This window comes from Citrobacter sp. TBCS-15, assembly GCF_005280815.1.
GTDB lineage: Bacteria > Pseudomonadota > Gammaproteobacteria > Enterobacterales > Enterobacteriaceae > Citrobacter > Citrobacter werkmanii.
Window position 1 is genome coordinate 750,109 of sequence record NZ_SZWK01000101.1, and the last position, 24,058, is coordinate 774,166.

General features: G+C 51.1%; 27 protein-coding genes and 1 other annotated feature. Of the genes, 13 read left to right on the forward strand and 14 right to left on the reverse strand.

Translation table 11 applies throughout. The features are described from left to right. Positions 1-47: 47 nt before the first annotated feature. The gene (gene smpB, locus FDW96_RS06570) at positions 48-530 is read right to left on the reverse strand and encodes an SsrA-binding protein SmpB (RefSeq protein WP_043017973.1); all 483 of its coding nucleotides are present in this window, start codon (positions 528-530) and stop codon (positions 48-50) included. A gap of 154 nt (positions 531-684) precedes the next feature. Between smpB and ratA the strand changes: the two genes are divergently transcribed. Beyond that, a complete protein-coding gene (gene ratA / locus FDW96_RS06575; protein ID WP_038642770.1) occupies positions 685-1,128 on the forward strand; it encodes a type II toxin-antitoxin system toxin RatA in 444 nt (147 codons plus the stop codon). Continuing rightward, positions 1,112-1,408, forward strand: coding sequence for an RnfH family protein (locus FDW96_RS06580; protein ID WP_137365388.1), 297 nt, complete (start codon positions 1,112-1,114; stop codon positions 1,406-1,408). Before ratA ends, FDW96_RS06580 begins: the two co-directional genes overlap by 17 nt. Positions 1,409-1,458: 50 nt before the next feature. On the opposite strand, the gene bamE is transcribed toward FDW96_RS06580, so the two are convergent. The 3 genes from bamE to nadK form a co-directional block, all read right to left on the reverse strand. Further along, complete coding sequence (gene bamE / locus FDW96_RS06585) at positions 1,459-1,803, reverse strand: outer membrane protein assembly factor BamE (protein ID WP_003826401.1); 345 nt, start codon at positions 1,801-1,803, stop codon at positions 1,459-1,461. Positions 1,804-1,952: 149 nt separating this feature from the next. Continuing rightward, entirely contained in the window at positions 1,953-3,614 is a 1,662-nt protein-coding gene (recN, locus tag FDW96_RS06590) for a DNA repair protein RecN (RefSeq protein ID WP_137349536.1), read from the reverse strand. Positions 3,615-3,699: 85 nt separating this feature from the next. Beyond that, entirely contained in the window at positions 3,700-4,578 is an 879-nt protein-coding gene (nadK, locus tag FDW96_RS06595; protein WP_042313284.1) for an NAD(+) kinase, read from the reverse strand. Positions 4,579-4,700: 122 nt separating this feature from the next. On the opposite strand from nadK, the gene grpE reads away from it, so the two are divergent. Then, entirely contained in the window at positions 4,701-5,294 is a 594-nt protein-coding gene (grpE, locus tag FDW96_RS06600) for a nucleotide exchange factor GrpE (RefSeq protein ID WP_038642760.1), read from the forward strand. Between the two features lie 49 nt (positions 5,295-5,343). Here grpE and FDW96_RS06605 read toward each other — a convergent pair whose 3' ends face one another. After that, the gene (locus tag FDW96_RS06605; RefSeq protein WP_137365389.1) at positions 5,344-6,633 is read right to left on the reverse strand and encodes an HlyC/CorC family transporter; all 1,290 of its coding nucleotides are present in this window, start codon (positions 6,631-6,633) and stop codon (positions 5,344-5,346) included. 18 nt (positions 6,634-6,651) lie between these two features. Beyond that, on the reverse strand, positions 6,652-7,443 hold the full coding sequence (locus tag FDW96_RS06610; protein ID WP_042313291.1) for an inner membrane protein YpjD: 792 nt from the start codon (positions 7,441-7,443) through the stop codon (positions 6,652-6,654). A gap of 166 nt (positions 7,444-7,609) precedes the next feature. Between FDW96_RS06610 and ffh the strand changes: the two genes are divergently transcribed. From ffh to rplS, 5 genes are all read left to right on the forward strand, one after another. Next, on the forward strand, positions 7,610-8,971 hold the full coding sequence (ffh, locus tag FDW96_RS06615) for a signal recognition particle protein (protein WP_006687321.1): 1,362 nt from the start codon (positions 7,610-7,612) through the stop codon (positions 8,969-8,971). Positions 8,972-9,222: 251 nt separating this feature from the next. Further along, on the forward strand, positions 9,223-9,471 hold the full coding sequence (gene rpsP, locus FDW96_RS06620) for a 30S ribosomal protein S16 (protein WP_003031228.1): 249 nt from the start codon (positions 9,223-9,225) through the stop codon (positions 9,469-9,471). 18 nt (positions 9,472-9,489) lie between these two features. Then, positions 9,490-10,038, forward strand: coding sequence for a ribosome maturation factor RimM (gene rimM / locus FDW96_RS06625; protein WP_003031230.1), 549 nt, complete (start codon positions 9,490-9,492; stop codon positions 10,036-10,038). 44 nt (positions 10,039-10,082) lie between these two features. Then, entirely contained in the window at positions 10,083-10,850 is a 768-nt protein-coding gene (trmD, locus tag FDW96_RS06630; RefSeq protein WP_003031232.1) for a tRNA (guanosine(37)-N1)-methyltransferase TrmD, read from the forward strand. Positions 10,851-10,889: 39 nt separating this feature from the next. Further along, positions 10,890-11,237 carry a 50S ribosomal protein L19 gene (gene rplS, locus FDW96_RS06635; RefSeq protein ID WP_006687325.1) on the forward strand — a complete coding sequence of 116 codons (348 nt, stop codon included), beginning with the start codon at positions 10,890-10,892 and terminating at the stop codon, positions 11,235-11,237. Between the two features lie 138 nt (positions 11,238-11,375). Here the strand turns inward: rplS and FDW96_RS06640 are convergent, their stop codons facing one another. From FDW96_RS06640 to FDW96_RS06655, 4 genes are all read right to left on the reverse strand, one after another. Continuing rightward, a complete protein-coding gene (locus FDW96_RS06640; RefSeq protein ID WP_038642755.1) occupies positions 11,376-11,858 on the reverse strand; it encodes an OmpA family protein in 483 nt (160 codons plus the stop codon). A 12-nt stretch (positions 11,859-11,870) separates the two neighbouring features. Then, positions 11,871-13,094, reverse strand: coding sequence for a diguanylate cyclase DgcN (gene dgcN, locus FDW96_RS06645; RefSeq protein ID WP_042313293.1), 1,224 nt, complete (start codon positions 13,092-13,094; stop codon positions 11,871-11,873). Beyond that, the gene (locus FDW96_RS06650) at positions 13,087-13,605 is read right to left on the reverse strand and encodes a YfiR family protein (RefSeq protein ID WP_042313295.1); all 519 of its coding nucleotides are present in this window, start codon (positions 13,603-13,605) and stop codon (positions 13,087-13,089) included. Before FDW96_RS06650 ends, dgcN begins: the two co-directional genes overlap by 8 nt. A gap of 158 nt (positions 13,606-13,763) precedes the next feature. After that, on the reverse strand, positions 13,764-14,138 hold the full coding sequence (locus FDW96_RS06655; protein ID WP_042313298.1) for a DUF2799 domain-containing protein: 375 nt from the start codon (positions 14,136-14,138) through the stop codon (positions 13,764-13,766). 216 nt (positions 14,139-14,354) lie between these two features. Between FDW96_RS06655 and aroF the strand changes: the two genes are divergently transcribed. Both aroF and tyrA read left to right on the forward strand, forming a co-directional pair. Next, the gene (aroF, locus tag FDW96_RS06660; RefSeq protein WP_137365390.1) at positions 14,355-15,425 is read left to right on the forward strand and encodes a 3-deoxy-7-phosphoheptulonate synthase AroF; all 1,071 of its coding nucleotides are present in this window, start codon (positions 14,355-14,357) and stop codon (positions 15,423-15,425) included. Between the two features lie 10 nt (positions 15,426-15,435). Then, complete coding sequence (gene tyrA / locus FDW96_RS06665; RefSeq protein WP_003826456.1) at positions 15,436-16,557, forward strand: bifunctional chorismate mutase/prephenate dehydrogenase; 1,122 nt, start codon at positions 15,436-15,438, stop codon at positions 16,555-16,557. A gap of 42 nt (positions 16,558-16,599) precedes the next feature. Here the strand turns inward: tyrA and pheA are convergent, their stop codons facing one another. The 4 genes from pheA to bamD all read right to left on the reverse strand — a co-directional run bounded on the left by pheA (position 16,600) and on the right by bamD (position 19,357). Beyond that, on the reverse strand, positions 16,600-17,760 hold the full coding sequence (pheA, locus tag FDW96_RS06670) for a bifunctional chorismate mutase/prephenate dehydratase (RefSeq protein ID WP_038642743.1): 1,161 nt from the start codon (positions 17,758-17,760) through the stop codon (positions 16,600-16,602). Between the two features lie 22 nt (positions 17,761-17,782). Further along, positions 17,783-17,908, reverse strand: a sequence feature (Phe leader region). After that, the gene (gene pheL / locus FDW96_RS06675) at positions 17,860-17,907 is read right to left on the reverse strand and encodes a pheA operon leader peptide PheL (protein WP_100250063.1); all 48 of its coding nucleotides are present in this window, start codon (positions 17,905-17,907) and stop codon (positions 17,860-17,862) included. Its footprint overlaps the feature before it by 48 nt. 102 nt (positions 17,909-18,010) lie before the next feature. After that, positions 18,011-18,349, reverse strand: coding sequence for a ribosome-associated translation inhibitor RaiA (raiA, locus tag FDW96_RS06680; protein ID WP_003031244.1), 339 nt, complete (start codon positions 18,347-18,349; stop codon positions 18,011-18,013). A gap of 270 nt (positions 18,350-18,619) precedes the next feature. After that, a complete protein-coding gene (gene bamD / locus FDW96_RS06685) occupies positions 18,620-19,357 on the reverse strand; it encodes an outer membrane protein assembly factor BamD (protein WP_005130417.1) in 738 nt (245 codons plus the stop codon). A 131-nt stretch (positions 19,358-19,488) separates the two neighbouring features. On the opposite strand from bamD, the gene rluD reads away from it, so the two are divergent. The 3 genes from rluD to clpB all read left to right on the forward strand — a co-directional run bounded on the left by rluD (position 19,489) and on the right by clpB (position 23,900). After that, positions 19,489-20,469, forward strand: a complete 981-nt coding sequence (rluD, locus tag FDW96_RS06690; protein WP_042313304.1) for a 23S rRNA pseudouridine(1911/1915/1917) synthase RluD — start codon at positions 19,489-19,491, stop codon at positions 20,467-20,469. Beyond that, positions 20,466-21,197 (forward strand): purine nucleoside phosphorylase YfiH, encoded by a 732-nt coding sequence (gene yfiH / locus FDW96_RS06695; protein ID WP_042313307.1) that lies wholly within the window; start codon positions 20,466-20,468, stop codon positions 21,195-21,197. Before rluD ends, yfiH begins: the two co-directional genes overlap by 4 nt. Before the next feature lie 129 nt (positions 21,198-21,326). Beyond that, on the forward strand, positions 21,327-23,900 hold the full coding sequence (gene clpB / locus FDW96_RS06700; RefSeq protein ID WP_137365391.1) for an ATP-dependent chaperone ClpB: 2,574 nt from the start codon (positions 21,327-21,329) through the stop codon (positions 23,898-23,900). Positions 23,901-24,058: the final 158 nt, after the last annotated feature.

Genomic DNA, 24,058 nt, shown 5'->3' on the forward strand with positions numbered 1-24,058 from the left:
TAAAGGCCAGTCATCATGGTGATAGACTGGCCACAAAGAAAAGAAGGTTATCGCCCGGCATTTTTCATAATACGTGCTTTATCCACCTGCCATTCACGTTCTTTCACATCGGAGCGCTTGTCGTGTTGTTTCTTACCTTTTGCGACGCCGATTTTCACTTTACACCAGGCGTTCTTCCAGTACAGCGAAAGTGCTACCACGGTATAACCATCACGATTCATGCGACCATACAAAGAGTCGAGTTCGCGCTGGTTTAACAGTAGTTTACGGGTACGGGTGGGATCGCATACCACGTGTGTTGAAGCAACGGCCATCGGTGTGAAGTTGGCGCCAAACAGGAACGCTTCGCCGTCTTTGAGTATAACGTAGCTATCGCCGATGTTGGCTTTACCTGCGCGCAAGGATTTGACTTCCCAGCCCTGCAGAGCGAGTCCTGCTTCGAACTCTTCTTCGATAAAGTATTCGTGTCGTGCGCGTTTGTTAAGCGCGATTGTGGCTGAGCCAGGTTTGTGTGCTTTTTTCTTCGTCATAATGCCGCTCAGTATAGGTAATCTGGAATCGAAAAACACCCCATTTCATCCAGCGGGGCGCAAGGCGCTATCTTAGCACGAGTTGGGCTATAGCGTTTTTTTTAGCGAGTGATAAATGGTATTATTTGTGTGATTGATATTGATGGAAATTGTTATGCCTCAGATTAGCCGGACCGCTTTAGTACCTTACAGTGCGGAGCAGATGTATCAGTTAGTGAATGATGTTAAATCCTATCCCCAGTTTTTACCGGGGTGCACCGGTAGCCGCGTACTGGAGTCGACTCCGGGACAAATGACGGCCGCTGTGGACGTCTCTAAAGCAGGGATTAGCAAAACGTTCACCACGCGTAACCAACTGACCAGTAATCAGAGCATCCTGATGCATCTGGTCGATGGACCGTTTAAAAAACTGATTGGCGGCTGGAAATTTACGCCGTTAAGCCAGGACGCGTGCCGCATTGAGTTTCATCTCGATTTTGAGTTCACGAATAAACTCATCGAGCTGGCGTTTGGCCGCATCTTTAAAGAGCTGGCTTCGAATATGGTGCAGGCTTTCACCGTTCGCGCGAAAGAGGTTTACAGTGTCAGCGTCGGCTAAAATTGTCGTTGAAGTGGCATACGCGCTGCCTGAAAAACAGTATTTACAGCGCGTAACGCTGCAGCAGGGCGCTACGGTGGAAGAGGCTATCCGCGCTTCCGGGTTGCTGGAATTACGTAATGATATCGATCTCAGCAAAAATAAAGTGGGCATCTACAGCCGTCCGGTAAAGCTTGCTGATGTTCTGCATGACGGCGAGCGGGTGGAAATTTATCGGCCGTTGATTGCCGATCCCAAAGAGCTGCGCAGGCAGCGAGCAGAGAAATCCGCTAAAAAATAACAGACAATAAAAAAGGTGCTCATTGAGCACCTTTTTTTAATCTCTCAAACCTACTTGTTGTCGGTCAGGGCAGGTTTGTTATCAATGTTGGTCAATACGCCGCTGCTGTTAAAGGTCAGCGTCAGCGTTTGCTGAGTTACGCCTTCGTGTCCAGGTTGCTGACGGAACACATAGAACCAGGTGTTAGTGCCAAAAGGATCGGACATCATCGGGGTACCCAGAGCATAAGCAACCTGCTGTTGCGTCATGCCTGTACGCACTTTGGCGACATCGGTCGGTGTCAGATAATTTCCCTGGTTGATGTCAGGGCGGTAAACCACTCGCTCCAGAGTGGAACAGCCTGCAGTCAACATCAGTAGTACTGCTGCAGCAGCAGTCAGCGTTTTACAGCGCATAGTGATTTGATTCCTTTTCGGGCCCGAGCAGTACGCGGCTCATATGTAATATGCCGATGATAATAGACCTTTCACCACTTTAAAACCTTTTGCTGTCGGGTCGGTCGGCGATTTTATGTTGAACTCAGACCTTCACAAGGGAAAAAAGTTTATGCTGCCAGCAGTTCTTTTGCGTTTGCGAGGGTATTGCGTGTGACTTCGCTTCCGCCAAGTAAGCGGGCTAACTCCTGCAGACGTGCGCGTTTATCAAGCGGCTGCATGTGTGTTTCCGTCATTGCGCCGTCAGTTTCTTTGCTGACATAGAAATGTTGATGACCACAACCAGCAACCTGCGGCAGGTGCGTTACGCACATTACCTGGGTTGATTCTCCCAACTGCCGCAGCATTTTGCCCACGACCGCCGCAGTCGGACCGCTGATGCCGACATCAACCTCATCGAAAATCAGCGCTGGGGTTTCCATTTTACGTGCGGTAATAACCTGAATAGCCAGAGCGATGCGCGACAGCTCGCCGCCGGAAGCAACTTTCGCGATCGGTTGTAACGGCTGACCCGGGTTAGTGGTAACTTTAAACTCCACGCGGTCAGCACCGTCTGCGCTCAGATGATGCTCCTCAAATTTTACATCAATGCAAAAGAGACCATGTGGCATCGAAAGGGTATGCATACTCTCGGTAATGAGTTGCCCCAGTTCCTGGGCGTAATGCTGGCGCTGTTGGTGCAACCTTTTTGCTGTTTCCAGCGCCTGCTGATGGTGATTGTTCACCGCCAGGGTTAAGGTTTCGAGCGAGTCGGCCTGATCGTCAAGTTGCTGCTGTTCATCTAACAAAGACTGATAGAACTGCGGCAGCGCTTCCGGAGAGACGTGATGCTTACGTGCCAACGAGATTTGCTTTGAAATACGCTGCTCAAGTTCGAACAAACGGTTAGGGTCTAAATCCAGACGATCGCAATAGTGGCGCAGTTCATCGCTGGCTTCGCTGAGCTGAATGGTTGCCTCTTCCAGCATATCGAGGATACCGGAAAGTTTGCCGTCCATGCCTGCCAGTTCGGTGACCAGGTGCTTTGCGGTGTACAGCTGGCTCTGCAGATTGATGTCTTCGCCATCCGCGAGGATAGCCAGAGCCTGCTGGCTGGTGGTGAGCAATTGCCCGCTGTTAGCCAGACGCTTGTACTCTTCATCAATTTGCTCAAACTCGCCCGGCTGTGGGTTGAATTCGTTCAATTCTTTTAGCTGATATTGCAACAGTTCCGCCCGTGCTGCGCGCTCCTGGCTTTGTTGCTGATGATGCGCCAGATCGCGGCAGCTTTGGTGCCATAGCTGATAGCGCGCGGTCATTTCCTGGGTCAGGGACGCTTCATTGGCGTAACCATCAAGCAGGAATTTTTGGTGTTCGGATTTTGTCAGAAGCTGGTGTGCGTGCTGACCGTGGATTTGAATCAGCAACTGGCCCAGCTCACGAAGCTGTGATAGCGGAACGGCGGTACCGTTAATAAAGCCACGGGAGCGGCCGTCGCTGCTGATAACGCGACGCAGCAAGCACTCACGGCCGTCTTCAAGCTGGTTCTCTTCCAGCCAGCGCAGGGCTGCTGGGGTGTCTTTTAAGGCGAAACGGGCACAGAGGTCGGCTCGCGCAGCGCCTGCGCGCACCATGTCGGCTTCTGCGCGCCCGCCCAGGCACAAACCGAGAGCATCAATGGCAATGGACTTACCCGCACCTGTCTCACCGGTGATGACGGTCATGCCGTTCTGGAAATCGATCTCAAGTTCACGAACGATAGCAAAATTGCTGATGGTCAGTTGTGCCAACATAGCTGTTTTCCTGTATGAAAAACCATAACTGTAATTACATACAGTATAAACTGGTTTTTTATACAGTAAAGAGGTTGGCGTTAAATTAGAATAATTTTTTTGACCAGCCCAGCTTGGTACTTAATGTATTGAAATAGCTGTAATCTTTTGGATGTATCAGGTTCAGATGATAATCACAGCGGCGGATCAATACGTCTTCACCTTCCTGTATCGGCAGGGCGATTTGGCTGTCGCAGCTGATCTCCAGATCGCTACGGCGATGAGAAAAGCGCAGGCGAATTGTGCTGCTACTGTTGATCACCAGCGGGCGCGCAGAAAGCGTATGCGGGAACATCGGCACCAGCGTAATGGCATCCAGGGAAGGCGTCAGAATTGGGCCTCCGGCAGAGAGCGAGTAGGCGGTAGAGCCGGTAGGCGTAGAGATAATTAGCCCGTCGGAACGCTGAGAGAAGGCAAAGATTTCATCGATATACACTTCGAACTCAATCATATGCGCCACTTTGCCTGGATGCAGCACCACTTCGTTGATCGCGGTGCTGATGCGCTTTTGGCAATCCTGTTGGCATACCTGGGCTTCGAGTAAAAAGCGTTTTTCGCTGATGTAGTGGCCTTCCAGTACGTCAGCTAACTGTTGGTGGGCATTGTCTGGATCAAGGTCGGTGAGGAAACCGAGGTTACCGCGGTTAATTCCGATAACCTTGATGTCATAACGTGCAAGGGTGCGCGCAGCGCCCAGCATATTGCCGTCGCCGCCGACGACTACGGCGAGGTCTGCCTGCTGGCCAATCTCCGCGAGCGTACCGGTTTTCACATTTTTCAGCTGTAGCTCGTGCGCGATTTGTTGCTCCACGATAACCTCATAACCTTTGGCGCACAGCCAGCGGTAGAGCATTTCATGTGTTGTCAGTGCAGTGGGGTGACGTGGATGCCCCACAATGCCAATACACTTGAAATGATTGTTCATTTTCTCGAGGTCCTTGTAACGAAGATTAGTGACAATGTGAGTACTTCCCTTGAAACCCTGAATCTTATCCCCATAATAATCCAGGTTAGCGAGATGAATGCGAAAAAAACGCGGAGAAATTCATGAGTAGTAAAGAACAGAAAACGCCTGAGGGGCAAGCCCCGGAAGAAATTATCATGGATCAGCACGAAGAAGTTGAGGCGGTTGAACCAGACGCTTCTGCTGAGCAGGTGGATCCGCGCGATGAAAAAATTGCGAATCTGGAAGCTCAGCTTGCTGAAGCCGAAACTCGCGAGCGCGACAGCGTGTTGCGTATCAAAGCGGAAATGGAAAACCTGCGTCGTCGTACCGAACTGGATGTAGAAAAAGCGCATAAATTTGCGCTGGAAAAATTCGTCAACGAGCTGCTGCCGGTGCTGGACAGTCTGGATCGTGCGCTGGAAGTGGCGGACAAAGACAATGATGCGATGGCACCAATGATTGAAGGTATTGAGCTGACGCGTAAGTCAATGCTGGATGTGGTGGCGAAGTTTGGTGTGCAGGTGGTTGCGGATATCGATGTGCCGATGGACCCGAACGTGCATCAGGCCATTGCAATGGTAGAGTCTGACGACGTTGCCGCCGGTAATGTGCTGATGGTAATGCAGAAAGGCTATACCCTGAACGGACGTACCATCCGTGCGGCGATGGTCTCCGTGGCGAAAGCCAAAGGCTAATCAGCCCTGGGCCGGGTAATGCTGATGCGCTACCCGGCCCGGACTATGCTCACTGGTCCGCTACACTCTCGCGCAGTGGTGTAACCGGCAACACCTGTACCTGTTTAATCATATTGTCCTGCACGTCGAGAATATCGATATCGTACTGCCCAATACGCACTCGTGTGCCAGCTACCGGGATCTCTTCCAGCGCTTCAAGAATAATACCGTTCACGGTACGTGCGTCATCCTCCGGCAGGTGCCAGTTAAACGCCTTATTGATTTCACGAACGTTGGCGCTGCCGTCAATGATCACTGAGCCATCATTCTGCGGCGTCACCTCTTCAGCAAGCGTCGGTGACATTGACGTGGTGAAATCGCCGACAATCTCTTCCAGAATATCTTCGACCGTGACCAGCCCCTGAATATCGCCATATTCATTGACCACCAGACCCACTTTCTTCTTATTGCGCTGAAATTTAATGAGCTGGGTGCTGAGGGGCGTACCTTCCGGGACGTAATAAATTTCGTCGGCCGCGCGTAACATGGTCTCTTTGGTGAACTCTTTTTTCTCCGCCATTAATCGCCAGGCTTCGCGTACGCGCAGCATACTGATGGCATCGTCGAGTGAGTCGCGGTACAGCACGATGCGGCCGTGAGGGGAGTGCGAAAGCTGGCGCACGATTGATTTCCAGTCGTCGTTAATATCAATGCCGATGATTTCACTGCGCGGCACCATGATGTCATCGACGCTGACTTTTTCCAGATCCAGCACGGACAGCAGCATATCCTGATTACGACGCGAGATTTGGGAGCGCGATTCATTGACCAGCGTTCGCAGTTCATCTTTATTCAGCGAACCGCTCACCACGATATCCGTTTTGATACCCATCATGCGCATCAGCAGGCGGGTGATGGTATTAAGCAACCACACCAGCGGCATCATGATGATTTGCAGGGGAGCCAGCAAAAAACTGCTCGGGTAGGCGACTTTTTCTGGATACAGCGCGGCAATGGTCTTTGGCAGTACTTCGGCAAAAACCAGCACCACAAACGTTAGCACCCCGGTAGCGATGGCGACGCCGGCATCGCCATACAGGCGCATACCGACAATAGTGCCAAGCGCGGAGGCCAGAATATTCACCAGGTTATTCCCGATCAGTACCAGGCTTATCAGGCGATCCGGTTTGCGAAGTAACTTTTCAACGCGTTTTGCCTGACGATTACCCTGCTTGGCCCGATGCCGCAGACGATAGCGATTCAGGGTCATCATTCCGGTTTCAGAACCGGAAAAATAGGCGGAAATGACCACCATGATGAGAAGCGTGACAATGAGCGTGGTGGTGGAGATGTGTTCCACGTAGGGTTCCTTAAAGATTTAACTCACGAACTGCTGCAGTATACGGCTGCCGAAATAGGCCAGCGTCAGAATGACTGCGCCTGCGACGTTAAACCATACGACGCGACGTCCGCGCCAGCCTTCATGGTAATGCCCCCACAACAGAACGATATAGACAAACCATGCCACGATAGAAAGAACGGCTTTATCAATATTCTCAGTACTGAACAGGTTATGCATGTAAAACAGGCCAGTACACAGAGTTAGCGTCAGCAGAACCACACCGATCTGGGTGATATGAAACATTTTCCGCTCAATGCTCATCAGTGGCGGCATTTCATTACTGAACGCCAGTTTTTTGTTTTTCAGCTGATAGTCGATCCACGCCAGTTGTAACGCATAGAGCGCGGCAATAATCAGCGTGGCATAAGCAAACAGCGATAACCCGATGTGAATCATCATGCCCGGTGTCGCTTCGAGATGGGTGATGAACTCGTTAGGCATAAACGTCGCGAACGCGAGGTTGATCAGGGCAAAGGCGTAGACAATGGGCAGTAATAGCCAGCCACGATTGCGGGAAGCGACGATAGTCATTACCGTGCAGATCATCAGGCTAACCAGTGAGCCTACGTTCAACAGGCTCAGGTTTTGTCCGCTTTCACCGCCGGGCAGGATACGCGCTTCCAGGGCAATAGCATGGCTTACCAGCGCGACGACCGCAGAAAGAATAGCCATACGCCGCCAGCCGCTGTTTTTTTGCAGCAGGGCGGGAATAATCAGCGCAAGGCTGACTGAGTAGGCGACAAGGGCGAGCAGAGCAAAAACGGGCATATTAGGTGTCGACAGTTGGCCAGTGATAAAGAAAAGCAGTATAGCGTTACGTGACCGCTGCTCCAACCGTTGCATAACAACAAAGGCGGCTTCATGTTATACTGCGACAAATTTCTGTTGATGTGTCGCTGTCGCGACCGACCGTTTCCACCCCAGGCGAGAGACAATGTTTGATAATTTAACCGATCGTTTGTCGCGCACGCTGCGCAATATCAGTGGCCGTGGACGCCTTACTGAAGACAACGTTAAAGAGACGCTGCGCGAAGTGCGCATGGCGCTGCTGGAGGCTGATGTAGCGCTGCCGGTAGTGCGTGAGTTTATCAATCGCGTAAAAGAGAAAGCGGTTGGTCATGAAGTTAACAAAAGCCTGACGCCGGGTCAGGAGTTCGTCAAGATTGTCCGTAACGAGCTGGTTGCGGCAATGGGCGAAGAAAACCAGACCCTGAATCTGGCTGCTCAGCCGCCTGCCGTCGTACTGATGGCGGGCTTGCAGGGTGCGGGTAAAACGACCAGCGTTGGTAAGCTGGGGAAATTCCTGCGTGAGAAGCACAAGAAGAAAGTGCTGGTGGTCTCCGCGGACGTTTATCGCCCGGCGGCGATTAAACAGCTGGAAACGCTGGCCGAGCAGGTCGGTGTAGACTTCTTCCCGTCGGATGTCGGTCAAAAACCGGTCGATATCGTCAACGCCGCGCTGAAAGAAGCCAAACTCAAATTCTACGACGTGCTGCTGGTGGATACCGCCGGTCGTCTGCACGTTGACGAAGCGATGATGGACGAAATCAAACAGGTCCACGCTTCTATCAAACCGGTAGAAACGCTTTTTGTCGTCGATGCGATGACCGGTCAGGATGCCGCGAATACCGCAAAAGCCTTTAACGAAGCGCTGCCGTTAACTGGTGTGGTGCTGACCAAAGTTGATGGTGATGCGCGTGGCGGTGCGGCGCTCTCTATTCGTCATATCACCGGCAAGCCGATTAAATTCCTCGGTGTCGGCGAGAAAACCGAAGCGCTGGAGCCGTTCCACCCAGACCGTATTGCTTCACGTATTCTCGGCATGGGCGACGTGCTGTCGCTGATCGAAGATATCGAAAGCAAAGTTGACCGCGCGCAGGCAGAGAAATTAGCCAGCAAGCTGAAAAAAGGCGACGGCTTCGATCTCAACGATTTCCTTGAGCAGCTCAAGCAGATGAAAAACATGGGCGGTATGGCAAGCCTGATGGGCAAACTGCCGGGCATGGGTCAGATCCCTGACAATGTGAAATCGCAGATGGACGATAAAGTGCTGGTGCGTATGGAAGCCATCATCAACTCGATGACGATGAAAGAGCGCGCTAAGCCGGAAATCATCAAAGGTTCCCGTAAACGCCGCATTGCCACCGGTTGCGGCATGCAGGTACAGGATGTTAACCGCCTTCTGAAACAGTTCGACGACATGCAGCGCATGATGAAGAAAATGAAGAAAGGCGGGATGGCGAAGATGATGCGGAGTATGAAGGGGATGATGCCGCCAGGCTTCCCGGGGCGCTAATTTCCCGGCCTGGCTCACTTGCTACTTCGGCACCGGGGTGTGCTAGCCATCCTCACGTACTGTGTGTACGCTGCGGTGGCTGCGCGCACGCCGGCACCGAACTCGCTGCGCCGCCGACGGCCTTCTACAGCAGAGTTATTAACTGTTGATTGCTTTTTTCCCAGAAATCAGTAAAATTTTCGGGCTTTTAATATGACACCGGGTCCCTTCCCTCGATGGGGCCCGGTGTTTTATTCACACAAGAGGATGTTATGGTTACTATTCGTTTAGCTCGTCACGGCGCTAAAAAGCGTCCGTTCTACCAGGTTGTTGTCACCGACAGCCGTAATGCACGCAACGGTCGCTTCATCGAGCGCGTTGGCTTCTTTAACCCAATCGCTAGCGAAAAAGAAGAAGGCACTCGCCTGGATCTGGATCGCATCGCTCACTGGGTTGGCCAGGGCGCGACTATTTCTGATCGCGTAGCTACGCTGATCAAAGCAGCAAACAAAGCAGCTTAATCTGTCACGGTGGTCATGATGAGCAAGCAACTCGCCGCGCAGGCTCCTGTGGAACCCATCGTTTTGGGGAAAATGGGGTCTTCTTACGGTATTCGTGGTTGGCTCAGAGTGTTTTCTTCCACTGAAGACGCCGAAAGCATTTTTGACTATCAGCCCTGGTTTATCCAGAAGGCGGGTCAGTGGCAGCAAGTACAGCTGGAAAGCTGGAAGCACCACAATCAGGATCTGATCATCAAGCTGAAAGGCGTTGACGATCGTGATTCGGCGAATCTACTGACCAATTGTGAAATTGTCGTGGATTCCTCGCAGTTGCCAGCGCTGGAAGATGGTTCCTACTACTGGAAAGACCTTATGGGCTGCCAGGTAGTGACCACCGAAGGCTACGATCTCGGTAAAGTCGTCGATATGATGGAAACCGGTTCGAATGACGTCATCGTCATCAAGGCAAACCTGAAAGATGCGTTTGGTATCAAGGAACGTCTTGTACCGTTCCTCGATGGGCAGGTTATCAAGAAAGTCGATCTCGCTACTCGTACTATCGAAGTAGATTGGGATCCTGGTTTTTAAACCACCGGATAAACGGTAAAAGTCGGCGTTATGGGGATTGGCTTGTGTTTATAGGTATCGTTAGCCTGTTTCCTGAAATGTTCCGCGCAATTACCGATTACGGGGTAACTGGCCGGGCAGTAAAAAATGGCCTGCTGAACATCCAGAGCTGGAGTCCTCGAGACTTTACTCATGACCGGCACCGTACCGTGGACGATCGTCCTTACGGCGGCGGACCGGGGATGTTAATGATGGTGCAACCCTTACGGGACGCCATTCATGCAGCAAAAGCTGCGGCTGGTGAAGGCGCAAAGGTGATTTATCTGTCACCTCAGGGACGCAAGCTTGATCAAGCGGGCGTCAGCGAACTGGCCACGAATCAAAAGCTGATTCTGGTGTGTGGTCGCTATGAAGGTATCGATGAGCGCGTGATTCAAACCGAAATTGATGAAGAATGGTCAATCGGCGATTACGTCCTCAGCGGTGGTGAGTTACCGGCAATGACGCTGATCGACTCCGTTTCCCGGTTTATTCCGGGGGTTCTGGGTCATGAAGCATCAGCAATCGAAGATTCGTTTGCTGACGGGTTGCTGGACTGTCCACACTATACCCGACCTGAAGTGTTAGAGCAGATGGAAGTACCGGCAGTATTACTGTCGGGGAACCACGCTGAGATACGTCGCTGGCGTTTGAAACAGTCGCTGGGCCGGACCTGGCTTAGAAGACCTGAACTTCTGGAAAACCTGGCTCTGACTGAAGAGCAAGCAAGGTTGCTGGCGGAGTTCAAAAAGGAACACGCACAACAGCAACATAAACATGATGGGCAGGCGTAAGCCCCCAATATCAGTTTACCCAGGATAAGAGATTAAATTATGAGCAACATTATTAAGCAACTTGAACAAGAACAGATGAAGCAGGACGTACCTTCCTTCCGTCCGGGTGATACCGTGGAAGTGAAAGTATGGGTTGTTGAAGGTTCCAAAAAACGTCTGCAGGCATTTGAGGGCGTGGTTATCGCTATTCGTAGCCGCGGTCTGCACTCTGCATTCACTGTTCGTAAAATTTCCAACGGCGAAGGCGTTGAGCGTGTCTTCCAGACTCACTCTCCGGTAGTTGACAGCATTGCTGTTAAACGTCGTGGTGCTGTTCGTAAAGCTAAACTGTACTACCTGCGTGAGCGCACTGGTAAGTCTGCTCGTATCAAAGAGCGTCTTAACTAAGATTCGCGCAAGCGACATCCTGTTAGAAAAGGGCTGGCCGAAAGGCTGGCCCTTTTTTTATCGCGATATTTATTTATGGGAACAGACTGACTGCCGGGGGATTTTACATACTCTCTGGATACAGTCAGCCGGGAATGATTACGGTGTGGCGATCACTACCGCGACACGGCGGTTTTCAGCACGACCTTTTGAGGTCTGGTTACTGGCGATAGGGTATTTCTTCCCGAGTCCCTGGGTGGTCAGATTGGTACGGGGAATATTAGCGCCTTGTGCCCAGGCATCGGCCACGACATTTGCGCGTTTGAGCGACAGAGCTTCGTTGTAGCTGTCTTCACCGTAGTTATCCGTATGACCGTCCAGACGTGCATGGTTTAGCCCGGTAGCAGCCAGTTTGGATGCCATTTCCTGAATCTGCTTTTCACTTTCCGGACGGAGCTTATAGTCGTTTTTATCAAACAGGATATTGTCAGACAGGCCAAGAGACCAGTCTCCTGAAACTTCGCTAAATCCGTACGATTTCATAGCTGCAATTTGCTCTGGGGTAAATTTTCCCTGCGGTGCCTGACAGCCTGCCACGATCAGTAAAAGCAGAAAAAACGGTGAAAATAGACGTTTTAACATGTGTGTAATTCCTTATTTAATAATGCGTTCAGAACGCAAATGTTTGGCCTGATACATATTTTGATCGGCAAGTTCTTGTAATTTCTCGGCAGAGGCATGTTCCCACGTCAGCGCAAAGCCAATGCTGAGTGTCATGCTTGCCAGATGACCATTGTGCAGGTCAAAAGGTCGGTTAAACGCTTGCGACAGTGCGGCACAGATACGCTGAACTTCGTATTCTGAGTGAACGCTATACAGCACCATGGCAAACTCATCGCCGCCAAGCCTGTAGGGGTGATGTCGATCACCTCCAAACTCGGCCAGCCTTTTTGCAACTTCAATCAGGACACGGTCGCCCGCTGCGTGGCCCCAGGTATCGTTAATAAATTTAAAATTATCACCATCAAGGAATAGCAATGCAGAACTGCTGCGGGCAGCATCGTCGTTCATCAGGGCGTTAATGCTGCTGCGAAATGCGGCGCGATTTGCCAGTCCTGTCAGAGGATCATGTAACGCGGTACGCAAAAGCTGAGCGTTCTTTGCCTGCAACCGAAGTTGCCATTCCTCCATTTCGTCCAGTAGGCTATTGAAATCCTGGGCAAAAAGATGAAATTCTTCGATACGTTCTTCTGAAACACGTCGTGAAAAGTTACGGTTGGTACGGACATCATGTACCACCTCGGTTATATTTTGCAGGGCTTCTACTACGCCATTGTGCAAATAGCGAGTGAGCATTAATGCAATGCCTGATGCCAGCAGAATGCATCCGGTAAGAACGGCCAGCGACAGATAAATGAAATGGCTGATCACGCTATCGCGTGCCGTCAGGCGCACTTCACCAATCACGCTGCCATTGTGCAAAATGGGCTGTGTGACCGGTTGCGGAAACAGCCAGTGGCTGATCAGACCGCTGATCTTTTCAGTGGTGTCCTGCGCGTCATAGCGCCAGGTGGCAATCACGTTCTGATTTTTATTACGCACTTCCGCTACGGAAAACTGCCCTTGTTGCCCTAGCGCCGCCAGTGTTTCTGTGGCCGCAACACTGTCAGAAAAGACTAATGCAGCTTCAAGTGTCCGAGTCATAGTGGCTGCGGTCAGGTCCAGGTTCTTTTGCGCATACTGTCTTAATGCCAGCACGGAGGAAATGCTAAGCAGTAGCCAGATCAACGTCATGGTGACCAGGACGCTGATTATGCTGATACGCCGTAATGTCCGCTTAAACGTCGGGCGTGTTATGGGAGAATGGCCCTTATCCATGCTTTTTATTCCGTGCAAGCATCAATACGTCTGGACTGACCCTTACGCCACTGCGTGAAAGGGAATCCATATTTACGGAAAATCTCACATCTTCATCTTTAATTATGAGGCAAAAGGCACTGCCAATAACGCATTCGGGATTCTGTTCAGCGATTAATAACAGTGCCTTTGTCGGATATTTATTCTTTAATTCCACCTGATAACCAGGGGATTCTTTTCCAAAATAAAAACCATCACACTGCGCAACTAATATTTCTTGTTCCGTACGAATGATGACGGGAAGATAGGGTAAAGCACCAGTACTGGTATCTACCAGTACACTGGAAAAACGCGATGAAGAGAAAATACACAGTTTTGGTGGCCCGGAAAGTGAAGGCCAGTGTGTATAACTGACGATGCCGGAAACCATCGCACGTACAGATTTTGCTTCTTCCGTAACGCTCTGGGCGTACAGCGGTAATCCGGTCAGGAGCAGTGCCAGTAGAAGTATGAGTCGGTAAGAATAGCTCATGAATAGTTACCTACCAGCGGTTGCCGTAAAGCGTCGAAATACACTCAAGATTGTTTGAGACAAAATAACATTATTTTCCTAAGTCGTCATTATTCCGGGTATAAAGCTATTGATAATTTAAGTTAAATCTTATGTGCTTATAAAATATAAGCTATTGTTTAATTTAATCTTATAGAGGCATTAGCTTCGTTTTCCCCTTTTTGCCAGGCGTTGTGTAACTGGTCAACATTTTCGACCGTATCGCAACTTGGGGGAAAGGTTTTCCCGGCCAGACCCCTGGCGTAAACAAAATCCTGCTGGCAGGTTTTACGTTGTCCCTCGGCGTAACCCTTAAGATATTCCGTACGATCGACTTCTGGATCATTGTAATTGTCGGCAAGAATTTCATTATCTTTAACCGCATAGCCTGAAATGGCATCGCGTATCCCGGCATCGTACCAGTCGGTTCCTGTCCAGGTAGGAGCGTGAGTATAGGGATCTATCTGACAGCCGCTCAGAAGTAGTATCAATAAGGTGCTGATGAGTTGCTTCATTGCCTGTGCTCCCGCGTTTTTTTTAAGCATAGTGGATCTGATATTGGGCGGGTGTAAATTTAAATATACATATGGATGGGCTTTATTTAGTGCTTAATAGCATGATGTAAAGTAAAATTTACGGATTATGGATTGAAATCTTTACCTGTTGTGATATCGTTATTTCCTCCTCGCTGAGGATCAACTATCGCAAACGAGCTAAACAGGATCACCATCATGCAAAAAGACGCGCTGAACAACGTACATATTACCGACGAACAGGTTCTGATGACTCCGGAGCAGCTGAAAGCTGAATTTCCGCTGAGCCAGGCGCAAGAGGCGCAAATCGCCCAGTCGCGTAAAACCATTTCAGATATTATCTCCGGTCGCGATCCGCGCCTGCTGGTGGTATGTGGTCCGTGCTCCATTCACGATCCTGAAATGGCAATTGAGTACGCTCGTCGATTTAAAGCCCTTGCCGCAGAGGTCAGCGATAACCTCTACCTGGTGATGCGCGTCTATTTTGAAAAACCCCGTACTACCGTTGGTTGGAAAGGGTTAATTAACGATCCTCATATGGATGGCTCTTTTGATGTTGAAGCAGGACTGAAAATTGCGCGTCAGCTGCTGCTTGAACTGGTAAATATGGGACTTCCGCTGGCAACTGAAGCTCTGGATCCTAATAGCCCGCAGTACCTGGGCGATCTGTTTAGCTGGTCAGCAATCGGTGCGCGTACCACGGAATCACAGACTCACCGTGAAATGGCTTCTGGTCTTTCGATGCCGGTTGGCTTTAAGAACGGCACTGACGGCAGCCTGGCCACCGCTATCAATGCCATGCGTGCCGCGGCGCAGTCACACCGTTTTGTCGGTATTAACCAGGCAGGGCAGGTAGCGCTGCTGCAAACTCAGGGCAATCCGGACGGTCATGTGATCCTGCGTGGCGGCAAAGCGCCGAACTACAGCCCGGCAGATGTTGCCCAATGCGAAAAAGAGATGGAGCAGGCGGGACTAAGACCTTCCCTGATGGTAGATTGCAGTCATGGTAACTCCAATAAAGATTACCGCCGTCAGCCTGCCGTGGCTGAATCCGTGATTGCGCAAATCAAAGATGGCAATCGCTCGATCATTGGTTTGATGATTGAAAGTAATATTCATGAAGGCAACCAGTCTTCCGAACAGCCGCGCAGCGCAATGAAATACGGTGTGTCCGTAACCGATGCGTGCATTAGCTGGGAAATGACGGATGCGCTGCTGCGTGAAATTAGCCAGGATTTAAACGGCCAGCTGACGGCGCGTGTAGCATAAGAGGTTGGTTATGGTTGCTGAATTGACCGCATTACGCGATCAAATTGATGAAGTCGACAAGGCGCTGCTGGATTTGCTGGCACGCCGCCTGGAGCTGGTTGCTGAAGTCGGTGAAGTAAAAAGCCGCTTTGGGCTGCCGATTTACGTGCCGGAGCGGGAGGCCTCTATGTTGGCTTCACGCCGCGCGGAAGCGGAAGCCCTTGGCGTACCGCCGGATCTGATTGAAGATGTGCTGCGCCGGGTTATGCGCGAGTCCTACTCCAGTGAAAATGACAAAGGATTTAAAACGCTTTGTCCTTCTCTGCGACCGGTGGTGATCGTCGGCGGCGGTGGTCAGATGGGGCGTCTTTTCGAAAAAATGCTCACTCTGTCAGGTTATCAGGTGCGGATCCTGGAACAGCAGGACTGGGATCGCGCGCCGGAGATCGTCTCTGATGCAGGCATGGTGATCGTCAGCGTGCCGATCCACGTCACCGAGCAGGTGATCGCCAAATTACCGCGTCTGCCGTCTGACTGTATTCTGGTCGATTTGGCATCGGTGAAAAATGGTCCTTTACAGGCGATGCTGGCAGCGCACGATGGTCCGGTGGTGGGGTTACATCCCATGTTTGGTCCGGATAGCGGCAGTCTGGCAAAACAGGTGGTTGTCTGGTGTGATGGACGTCAGCCGGAAGCCTATCAGTGGTTTCTGGAACAGATTCAGGTCTGGGGCGCGCGGCTGCATCGGATCAGCGCCGTTGAACACGACCAGAATATGGCGTTTATTCAGGCATTGCGGCACTTTGCGACCTTTGCCTATGGTCTGCATCTGGCGGAAGAAAACGTGCAACTGGAACAATTGCTGGCGCTCTCCTCGCCGATTTACCGCCTTGAGCTGGCGATGGTTGGACGCCTGTTTGCCCAGGATCCGCAGCTTTATGCTGATATCATTATGTCGTCTGAGAGCAACCTTGCGCTGATCAAACGCTACTATCAACGTTTTGGTGAGGCGATTGGTTTACTGGAGCAGGGCGATAAGCAAGCGTTTATCGACAGCTTCCGTAAGGTGGAGCACTGGTTTGGCGATTATGCGAAACGCTTCCAGAGCGAAAGCCGTACTTTGCTGCGCCAGGCGAATGACAGCCGTCCTTAAGTAAGATGCCGGATAAGCCTGGCGCCATCCGGCATTGTCACGTTAACTCGGATCGACCGGCACCACGTTCTCACTCGGGTAACATCCCAGCACCTTCATCGAACGCGTAATCTCCCCCAATTCCTTTAACGCCTTTTGCATTTGGGGGGATTCCAGATTGGCCTGGATATCAAGATAAAACATCTCTTCCCATGGATTGCCGTGAATCGGGCGTGACTCCAGTTTAGTCATAATCAGATTATGGTTGCGCAGTACCAGCAGCGCTTCAACCAGCGCACCGGCCTGTTGGCCTGTTGCCATCAGCAGCGTGGTTTTCGCCGGAACCTGGTCGGAAACATTGATAGCCTTGCGTGCCAGTACCACAAAGCGGGTGATGTTTTGTGTCTGGTTTGCTTCGATATGCTCGAGAACCTGCAAACCATACAGTACGCCTCCGGCTTCGCTCCCCAATGCGGCTACGCGAGGTGAGTTAGCTTGTGCAACTTTTTCCATCGCCGCTGAGGTGCTTTCGGTGTACTCAATCTTCCAGTGTGGGTAACGGCTCAGGAACTTGCTGCACTGTTGGAACGGCTGCGGGTGGCTGTATACCGTATCAATGGTCTCGAGATCGGTTGTGCCGGATACCAGTACGCAGTGGTCAATCGTAATAGTCATCTCGCCAACGATAGACAGACTGGTGTGCTGCAGCAGGTCGTAGACGTCGTTAATCCCACCGGAGCTGGTGTTTTCAATCGGGACCACCGCATAGTCAGCTTGTCCGGTTTCGACCTGATTAAAGATATCGGCAAATTTCGCGCAGCCGCTTTCAATGAATTGTTCAAAATGACGGGCAGCGTACTGACGTGCGGCGAGGTGTGAGTATGAGCCTTTTGGCCCAAGGAAGGCGACGCGCGCGGAATGGGGGTTAATTTTGTTCAGATGTTGCTGGAGCAGTGCCTGCTGCGTCAGGACGGAGTCTTCGATAATCAGTTGGAACAGGCGGGTGATATAGTGCGCGTCGAGATGATGCGCTTTGCCAAGCTGAATCAGCCGGTCTAACAGATCGCGTTCGCGGTCGATATCACGTACCGGACGATGTGAAAGCAGTTTAGCTTTACCGACTTCTACGGCCAGCCCACGCCGTTCAGCCAGCAGGGCCAGTAATTTTTCATCCAGCGAACTGATTTTATCGCGCAGCGCCAGCAATGGGTTTTCCGATGTCATAGTGTTGCCTTTCTTGTTATCAATAAAAAAGGCCCCCCGTTGTGGGAGGCCTTATTGTTCGTCTTCGCATTCTTTATCACACGACGAAACGCCTCCCATTCAGGGGAAGGTAAAAAAGAATGCGAAGAAGAACGGGACAAGTTTCATGTAATTTTCCTTTGGCTACGTCAGTAAAGTACCCGTACTGTTTTCACCCTGTCAACAAAAAACGCGCCCGAAGGCGCGTTGGCGATACACTCAATGTAAGGGACTACTCTTCTTCTGCTTCGACGAAGTTGGCGTCTTTGACTGAAGTTGTTGCACGACGGGCTTCGCCTTTGTGCTGCACTTTATTGAGCTGCCGTTCCAGCTTGTTGATCAAATCGTTAATTGCGGTGTACATATCCTCGTGTTTTGCGCTGGCGACCAGATGTCCGTTCGGTGTATTGATGGTGGCATCAGCAATGAAACCCTGTGGCTCCTTAGACAGAATGATATGTGGATTAATCAGATGAGTTTGCCATTTTTCAAGTTTGGCGAGACGGTCTGCGACATGCTGGCGAATTGCCGGAGTAATTTCCATTTGTTTACTGGTAATGTTCATTGTCATAAATTTTACCTCTTGTCTTTCCCGTCTTGGTGATTCCAGCATACCGTTCCTAATGTCAAAATGTGTGATTTAAATCACATTATTTTGTCGCTTTTTGTCAAGAAAACCTTTTTGTGAGGCACCGCAGGAACAAGCGATTTTTTACTTGAGGAATAGCAGAAAGCAGGCCATATTTGATGAGATGCGTCGGAGCTAAACCGCTTCAGTTATGGCGTAAACGGATAAAAAAACGGCAGCCCTTGGGGCTGCCGTTTTGCATTCTGAGGTAAATCAGGTATTACTGCTGTTGGCGGCAATGATTTTCGCTACTTTTTCTGCCTGCGCATTCATTTGCATCTGGCGATAAGCGTTTTCCATCAACGGCAGAGCATCACGCGTTGCCTGGGTATCCGGGTAGTCGCGCAGCATGCCTTCCACACGGTTTACCACCGCCACCCATGCGCCACGGGCAGTGTAATATTCCGCAACGGAGTATTCATACTTCGCCAGACGATCTTTCAGGAACACCAGACGTTTAGTGGCATCAGTGGTGTACTGGCTGTTCGGATAGCCACGTACCAGTTTGGAAAAGTCATTAAACGCAGCTCGGGCATGTTGTGGATCGCGATCGCTGCGATCAACCCCAAAGAATCCTTGCAGTGCGCTATCATCCAACGCCATATTGGTCAGGCCACGCATATACATGACATAATCAATGTTAGGGTGTGTCGGATTAAGACGAATAAAACGATCGATGGCAGCCTGAGCAAGTGGCAGATCGGCGTTTTTGTAGTAGGCGTAGATGAGATCTAATTGCACCTGCTGAGAATACGGTCCAAATGGATAACGGTTATCCAACGCTTCCAATTGCGTTATTGCCTGTTTCCAGTTACCGTCCTGCAGCTTTTGCTGAGCAGTCGCGTAGATTTCATTTGGCGGATTATCGGGCACCTCTTCCTTTGAACCAGAGCAACCCGCCAAAAACAGGCTCAACGTGGCTGCTGCCACCAGATATTTCATGCGCGTCATGACGTTTTGACTTTCCTCAAAATGTTTTACGGGAGATTCTCTGTTCCTGCTCCCGGTTAAGACCAGCTACAATAGCACACTATATTAAACGGCAAAGCCGTAAAACCCAACGTTAAACAAAGAAGCAGTTTATGGCACAACGAGTAGAACTCACCGCAACAGTCTCCGAAAATCAGCTCGGTCAACGCTTAGATCAGGCTTTGGCCGAATTGTTCCCTGATTATTCGCGATCGCGCATAAAAGAATGGATCCTCGACCAGCGCGTGCTGGTAAATGGCAATCTTTGCGATAAACCGAAAGAAAAAGTGTTGGGTGGAGAGCAGGTCTCCATCAATGCAGAAATTGACGAAGAGGTTCGTTTTGAGCCTCAGGATATCCCGCTGGATATCGTGTATGAAGATGACGATATTCTTGTTATCAACAAACCGCGTGACCTCGTGGTGCATCCGGGTGCAGGCAATCCTGATGGCACGGTTTTGAATGCGTTGCTGCATTACTACCCGCCAATTGCAGATGTTCCTCGTGCGGGTATCGTCCATCGACTGGACAAAGACACGACTGGATTAATGGTGGTGGCAAAAACCGTTCCGGCGCAAACGCGTCTGGTGGAGTCATTACAGCTGCGTGAAATTACCCGTGAGTACGAAGCCGTGGCGATTGGTCATATGACAGCGGGCGGAACCGTTGAAGAGCCGATTAGCCGTCACCCGACCAAGCGTACACACATGGCGGTACACCCGATGGGTAAACCGGCGGTGACGCACTATCGCATTATGGAACACTTCCGTGTGCACACGCGTCTGCGGTTGCGTCTGGAAACCGGACGTACGCACCAGATCCGCGTGCACATGGCGCATATTACCCATCCGCTGGTGGGCGATCAGGTCTACGGCGGCCGTCCGCGTCCACCGAAAGGCGCTTCTGACGAATTTATTTCCGTATTGCGTAAGTTCGACCGTCAGGCGCTGCACGCGACCATGCTGCGTCTGTATCACCCGATTTCCGGTATCGAAATGGAATGGCATGCGCCAATTCCGCAAGATATGGTGGAACTGATTGAAGTGATGCGCGCTGATTTCGAAGAACATAAGGATGATATTGCCTGGTTATGAGTAAGCTAATTGTCCCGCAGTGGCCGCTACCGCAAGGTGTTGCGGCATGTAGTTCTACCCGTATTGGCGGTATCAGTATGCCGCCTTATGATTCGCTGAATCTGGGCGCACATTGCGGCGATAACCCGGAGCATGTCGAAGAGAACCGCAAACGACTGTTTGCTGCGGGCAATCTGCCTTCAAAGCCAGTCTGGCTGGAACAGGTCCACGGTAAGGACGTCCTGAAACTGACGGGCGAGCCGTACTCATCCAAACGTGCGGATGCGTCATACAGCAATACGCCGGGCACCGTATGTGCGGTGATGACGGCGGACTGTCTGCCCGTATTATTTTGTAATCGTGCAGGTACGGAAGTTGCGGCGGCTCATGCGGGTTGGCGTGGATTATGCGCCGGCGTGCTGGAAGAGACGGTGGCGTGTTTTGCCGACAAACCTGAAAATATTATTGCCTGGCTAGGCCCGGCGATTGGCCCGAACGCGTTCGAAGTGGGGCCAGAAGTCCGCACAGCGTTTATGGCGAAAGATTCGCAGGCGGACCTCGCATTTGTACCGCGCGCAGACAAATATCTGGCGGATATCTACCAGCTTGCGCGCCAGCGTCTGGCAAATGTTGGTGTGACGAACCTCTATGGCGGTGACCGTTGCACCTTCAGCGAAAGTGAGACTTTCTTCTCTTATCGTCGCGACAATACCACGGGGCGTATGGCAAGTTTTATTTGGCTGATATAACCTAAAGAATCAAGACGATCCGGTACGTGTAATTTTCTTTTCACATAATTCAGGTCATTCACCTTGAATAATTGAGGGATGACCTCATTTAATCTCCAGTAGCAATTTTGACCTGTTATGGGAGGAGTTATGCGTCTGGATCGTCTTACTAATAAATTCCAGCTTGCTCTTGCCGATGCCCAGTCACTCGCATTGGGGCACGACAATCAATTCATCGAACCACTTCATCTAATGAGCGCCTTGCTGAATCAGGAAGGGGGATCGGTACGTCCTTTATTAACCTCTGCTGGCATTAATGCCGGCCAGTTACGTACAGCCATTGACCAGGCGCTGAGCCGCTTGCCGCAGGTAGAAGGCACCGGCGGTGATGTGCAGCCTTCTCAGGATCTGGTGCGTGTACTGAATCTTTGCGACAAGCTGGCGCAAAAACGAGGGGACAACTTTATTTCGTCAGAACTGTTCGTTCTGGCGGCGCTTGAGTCACGCGGTACGCTGACCGATTTATTAAAATCAGCAGGGGCGACGGCCGCCAATATCACTCAGGCAATTGAACAAATGCGTGGAGGTGAAAGCGTGAATGATCAGGGAGCTGAAGACCAACGTCAGGCCTTGAAAAAATATACCGTCGATCTGACCGAACGCGCCGAACAGGGCAAACTCGATCCGGTTATCGGTCGTGATGAAGAAATTCGCCGCACTATTCAGGTGCTGCAACGTCGTACTAAAAATAACCCGGTGTTGATTGGTGAACCTGGCGTCGGTAAAACTGCCATCGTTGAAGGGCTGGCGCAGCGTATTATCAACGGCGAAGTGCCGGAAGGCTTAAAAGGCCGCCGCGTACTGGCGCTGGATATGGGCGCGCTGGTGGCCGGGGCCAAATATCGTGGCGAGTTTGAAGAACGTTTAAAAGGTGTGCTGAACGATCTCTCTAAACAAGAAGGCAACGTCATTCTGTTTATTGATGAGCTGCACACCATGGTTGGCGCGGGTAAAGCCGATGGCGCCATGGACGCCGGGAACATGCTGAAACCGGCGCTGGCGCGTGGGGAACTGCACTGCGTAGGCGCAACCACGCTCGATGAATATCGTCAGTACATCGAAAAAGATGCGGCGCTGGAACGTCGTTTCCAGAAAGTGTTTGTGGCTGAACCTTCAGTAGAAGACACCATCGCCATTTTGCGTGGTCTGAAAGAGCGTTATGAGCTGCACCACCATGTGCAGATCACTGACCCGGCAATTGTGGCGGCAGCTACGCTGTCTCACCGCTATATTGCCGACCGTCAGTTGCCGGATAAAGCTATCGACCTAATCGATGAAGCGGCATCCAGCATTCGTATGCAGATTGACTCCAAGCCGGAAGAACTGGACAGACTCGACCGCCGTATTATCCAGCTCAAACTGGAACAGCAGGCATTAATGAAAGAGTCTGATGAGGCGAGTAAAAAGCGTCTCGATATGCTCAACGAAGAACTGGACGACAAAGAGCGCCAGTATTCTGAGTTAGAAGAAGAGTGGAAAGCGGAAAAAGCCTCGCTCTCTGGTACTCAGACGATTAAGGCTGAGCTGGAGCAGGCGAAGATTGCCATTGAGCAGGCGCGTCGTGTGGGCGATCTGGCGCGGATGTCCGAGCTGCAGTACGGTAAAATTCCGGAGCTGGAAAAACAGCTGGAAGCCGCTACCCAGTCGGAAGGTAAAACTATGCGTCTGTTGCGTAACAAAGTGACCGATGCAGAAATTGCTGAAGTGCTGGCGCGTTGGACGGGGATCCCGGTTGCCCGCATGCTGGAAGGCGAACGGGAAAAACTGTTGCGTATGGAGCAGGAGTTGCACAGTCGTGTGATTGGCCAGAACGAAGCGGTTGAAGCGGTATCTAACGCGATCCGCCGTAGCCGTGCTGGGCTGTCTGACCCGAACCGTCCGATTGGTTCATTCCTGTTCCTTGGGCCGACCGGTGTCGGTAAAACTGAACTGTGTAAAGCGCTGGCAAACTTTATGTTCGACAGTGACGATGCAATGGTGCGTATCGATATGTCCGAGTTTATGGAGAAACACTCGGTGTCTCGTCTGGTCGGTGCGCCTCCGGGATATGTCGGCTACGAAGAGGGTGGTTATCTCACTGAAGCAGTGCGCCGTCGTCCTTACTCCGTCATTCTGCTGGATGAAGTGGAGAAAGCGCATCCGGATGTGTTCAACATTCTGCTGCAAGTGCTTGACGATGGTCGTCTGACTGACGGGCAAGGGAGAACGGTCGACTTCCGTAATACGGTGGTCATCATGACTTCGAACCTGGGGTCCGATCTGATCCAGGAACGTTTTGGCGAGCTTGATTACAGCCACATGAAGGATATGGTGCTGGGCGTTGTGAGCCATAACTTCCGTCCGGAATTTATCAACCGTATAGATGAGGTTGTGGTATTCCATCCGTTGGGTGAGCAGCACATTGCTTCTATTGCTCAGATCCAACTGCAGCGTCTGTATAAACGTCTGGAAGAGCGTGGCTATGAAATCCATATCTCTGACGAAGCGCTCAAACTGCTGAGCGCGAATGGTTACGATCCGGTATATGGCGCGCGTCCATTGAAACGCGCTATCCAGCAACAGATCGAAAACCCGCTGGCGCAGCAAATTTTGTCTGGGGAGCTGATTCCTGGCAAAGCCATTCGCCTGGAAGTGAACGACGACCGTATCGTGGCAGTGCAGTAAGTCACAAAACGACAATAAACGAGCCCTGCGGGGCTCGTTTTTGTTTAAAAACCAGGCAAAAATAGAAGGGTTGAGTGAAAAGTAATCGTTTGATAAGTTTTTTGTATTTTTAACTTGTCAGCCTGAAATAACTCCCTATAATGCGCCTCCACTGACAC

Excerpts from the sequence above, each read along its gene's own strand:
- smpB (WP_043017973.1), bottom strand. The coding sequence starts at position 530 with ATGACGAAGAAAAAAGCACACAAACCTGGCTCAGCCACAATCGCGCTT.
- ratA (WP_038642770.1), top strand. The coding sequence starts at position 685 with ATGCCTCAGATTAGCCGGACCGCTTTAGTACCTTACAGTGCGGAGCAG.
- bamE (WP_003826401.1), bottom strand. The coding sequence starts at position 1,803 with ATGCGCTGTAAAACGCTGACTGCTGCTGCAGCAGTACTACTGATGTTG.
- recN (WP_137349536.1), bottom strand. The coding sequence starts at position 3,614 with ATGTTGGCACAACTGACCATCAGCAATTTTGCTATCGTTCGTGAACTT.
- nadK (WP_042313284.1), bottom strand. The coding sequence starts at position 4,578 with ATGAACAATCATTTCAAGTGTATTGGCATTGTGGGGCATCCACGTCAC.
- grpE (WP_038642760.1), top strand. The coding sequence starts at position 4,701 with ATGAGTAGTAAAGAACAGAAAACGCCTGAGGGGCAAGCCCCGGAAGAA.
- FDW96_RS06610 (WP_042313291.1), bottom strand. The coding sequence starts at position 7,443 with ATGCCCGTTTTTGCTCTGCTCGCCCTTGTCGCCTACTCAGTCAGCCTT.
- ffh (WP_006687321.1), top strand. The coding sequence starts at position 7,610 with ATGTTTGATAATTTAACCGATCGTTTGTCGCGCACGCTGCGCAATATC.
- rpsP (WP_003031228.1), top strand. The coding sequence starts at position 9,223 with ATGGTTACTATTCGTTTAGCTCGTCACGGCGCTAAAAAGCGTCCGTTC.
- rimM (WP_003031230.1), top strand. The coding sequence starts at position 9,490 with ATGAGCAAGCAACTCGCCGCGCAGGCTCCTGTGGAACCCATCGTTTTG.
- rplS (WP_006687325.1), top strand. The coding sequence starts at position 10,890 with ATGAGCAACATTATTAAGCAACTTGAACAAGAACAGATGAAGCAGGAC.
- FDW96_RS06640 (WP_038642755.1), bottom strand. The coding sequence starts at position 11,858 with ATGTTAAAACGTCTATTTTCACCGTTTTTTCTGCTTTTACTGATCGTG.
- dgcN (WP_042313293.1), bottom strand. The coding sequence starts at position 13,094 with ATGGATAAGGGCCATTCTCCCATAACACGCCCGACGTTTAAGCGGACA.
- FDW96_RS06650 (WP_042313295.1), bottom strand. The coding sequence starts at position 13,605 with ATGAGCTATTCTTACCGACTCATACTTCTACTGGCACTGCTCCTGACC.
- FDW96_RS06655 (WP_042313298.1), bottom strand. The coding sequence starts at position 14,138 with ATGAAGCAACTCATCAGCACCTTATTGATACTACTTCTGAGCGGCTGT.
- aroF (WP_137365390.1), top strand. The coding sequence starts at position 14,355 with ATGCAAAAAGACGCGCTGAACAACGTACATATTACCGACGAACAGGTT.
- tyrA (WP_003826456.1), top strand. The coding sequence starts at position 15,436 with ATGGTTGCTGAATTGACCGCATTACGCGATCAAATTGATGAAGTCGAC.
- pheA (WP_038642743.1), bottom strand. The coding sequence starts at position 17,760 with ATGACATCGGAAAACCCATTGCTGGCGCTGCGCGATAAAATCAGTTCG.
- raiA (WP_003031244.1), bottom strand. The coding sequence starts at position 18,349 with ATGACAATGAACATTACCAGTAAACAAATGGAAATTACTCCGGCAATT.
- bamD (WP_005130417.1), bottom strand. The coding sequence starts at position 19,357 with ATGACGCGCATGAAATATCTGGTGGCAGCAGCCACGTTGAGCCTGTTT.
- rluD (WP_042313304.1), top strand. The coding sequence starts at position 19,489 with ATGGCACAACGAGTAGAACTCACCGCAACAGTCTCCGAAAATCAGCTC.
- yfiH (WP_042313307.1), top strand. The coding sequence starts at position 20,466 with ATGAGTAAGCTAATTGTCCCGCAGTGGCCGCTACCGCAAGGTGTTGCG.
- clpB (WP_137365391.1), top strand. The coding sequence starts at position 21,327 with ATGCGTCTGGATCGTCTTACTAATAAATTCCAGCTTGCTCTTGCCGAT.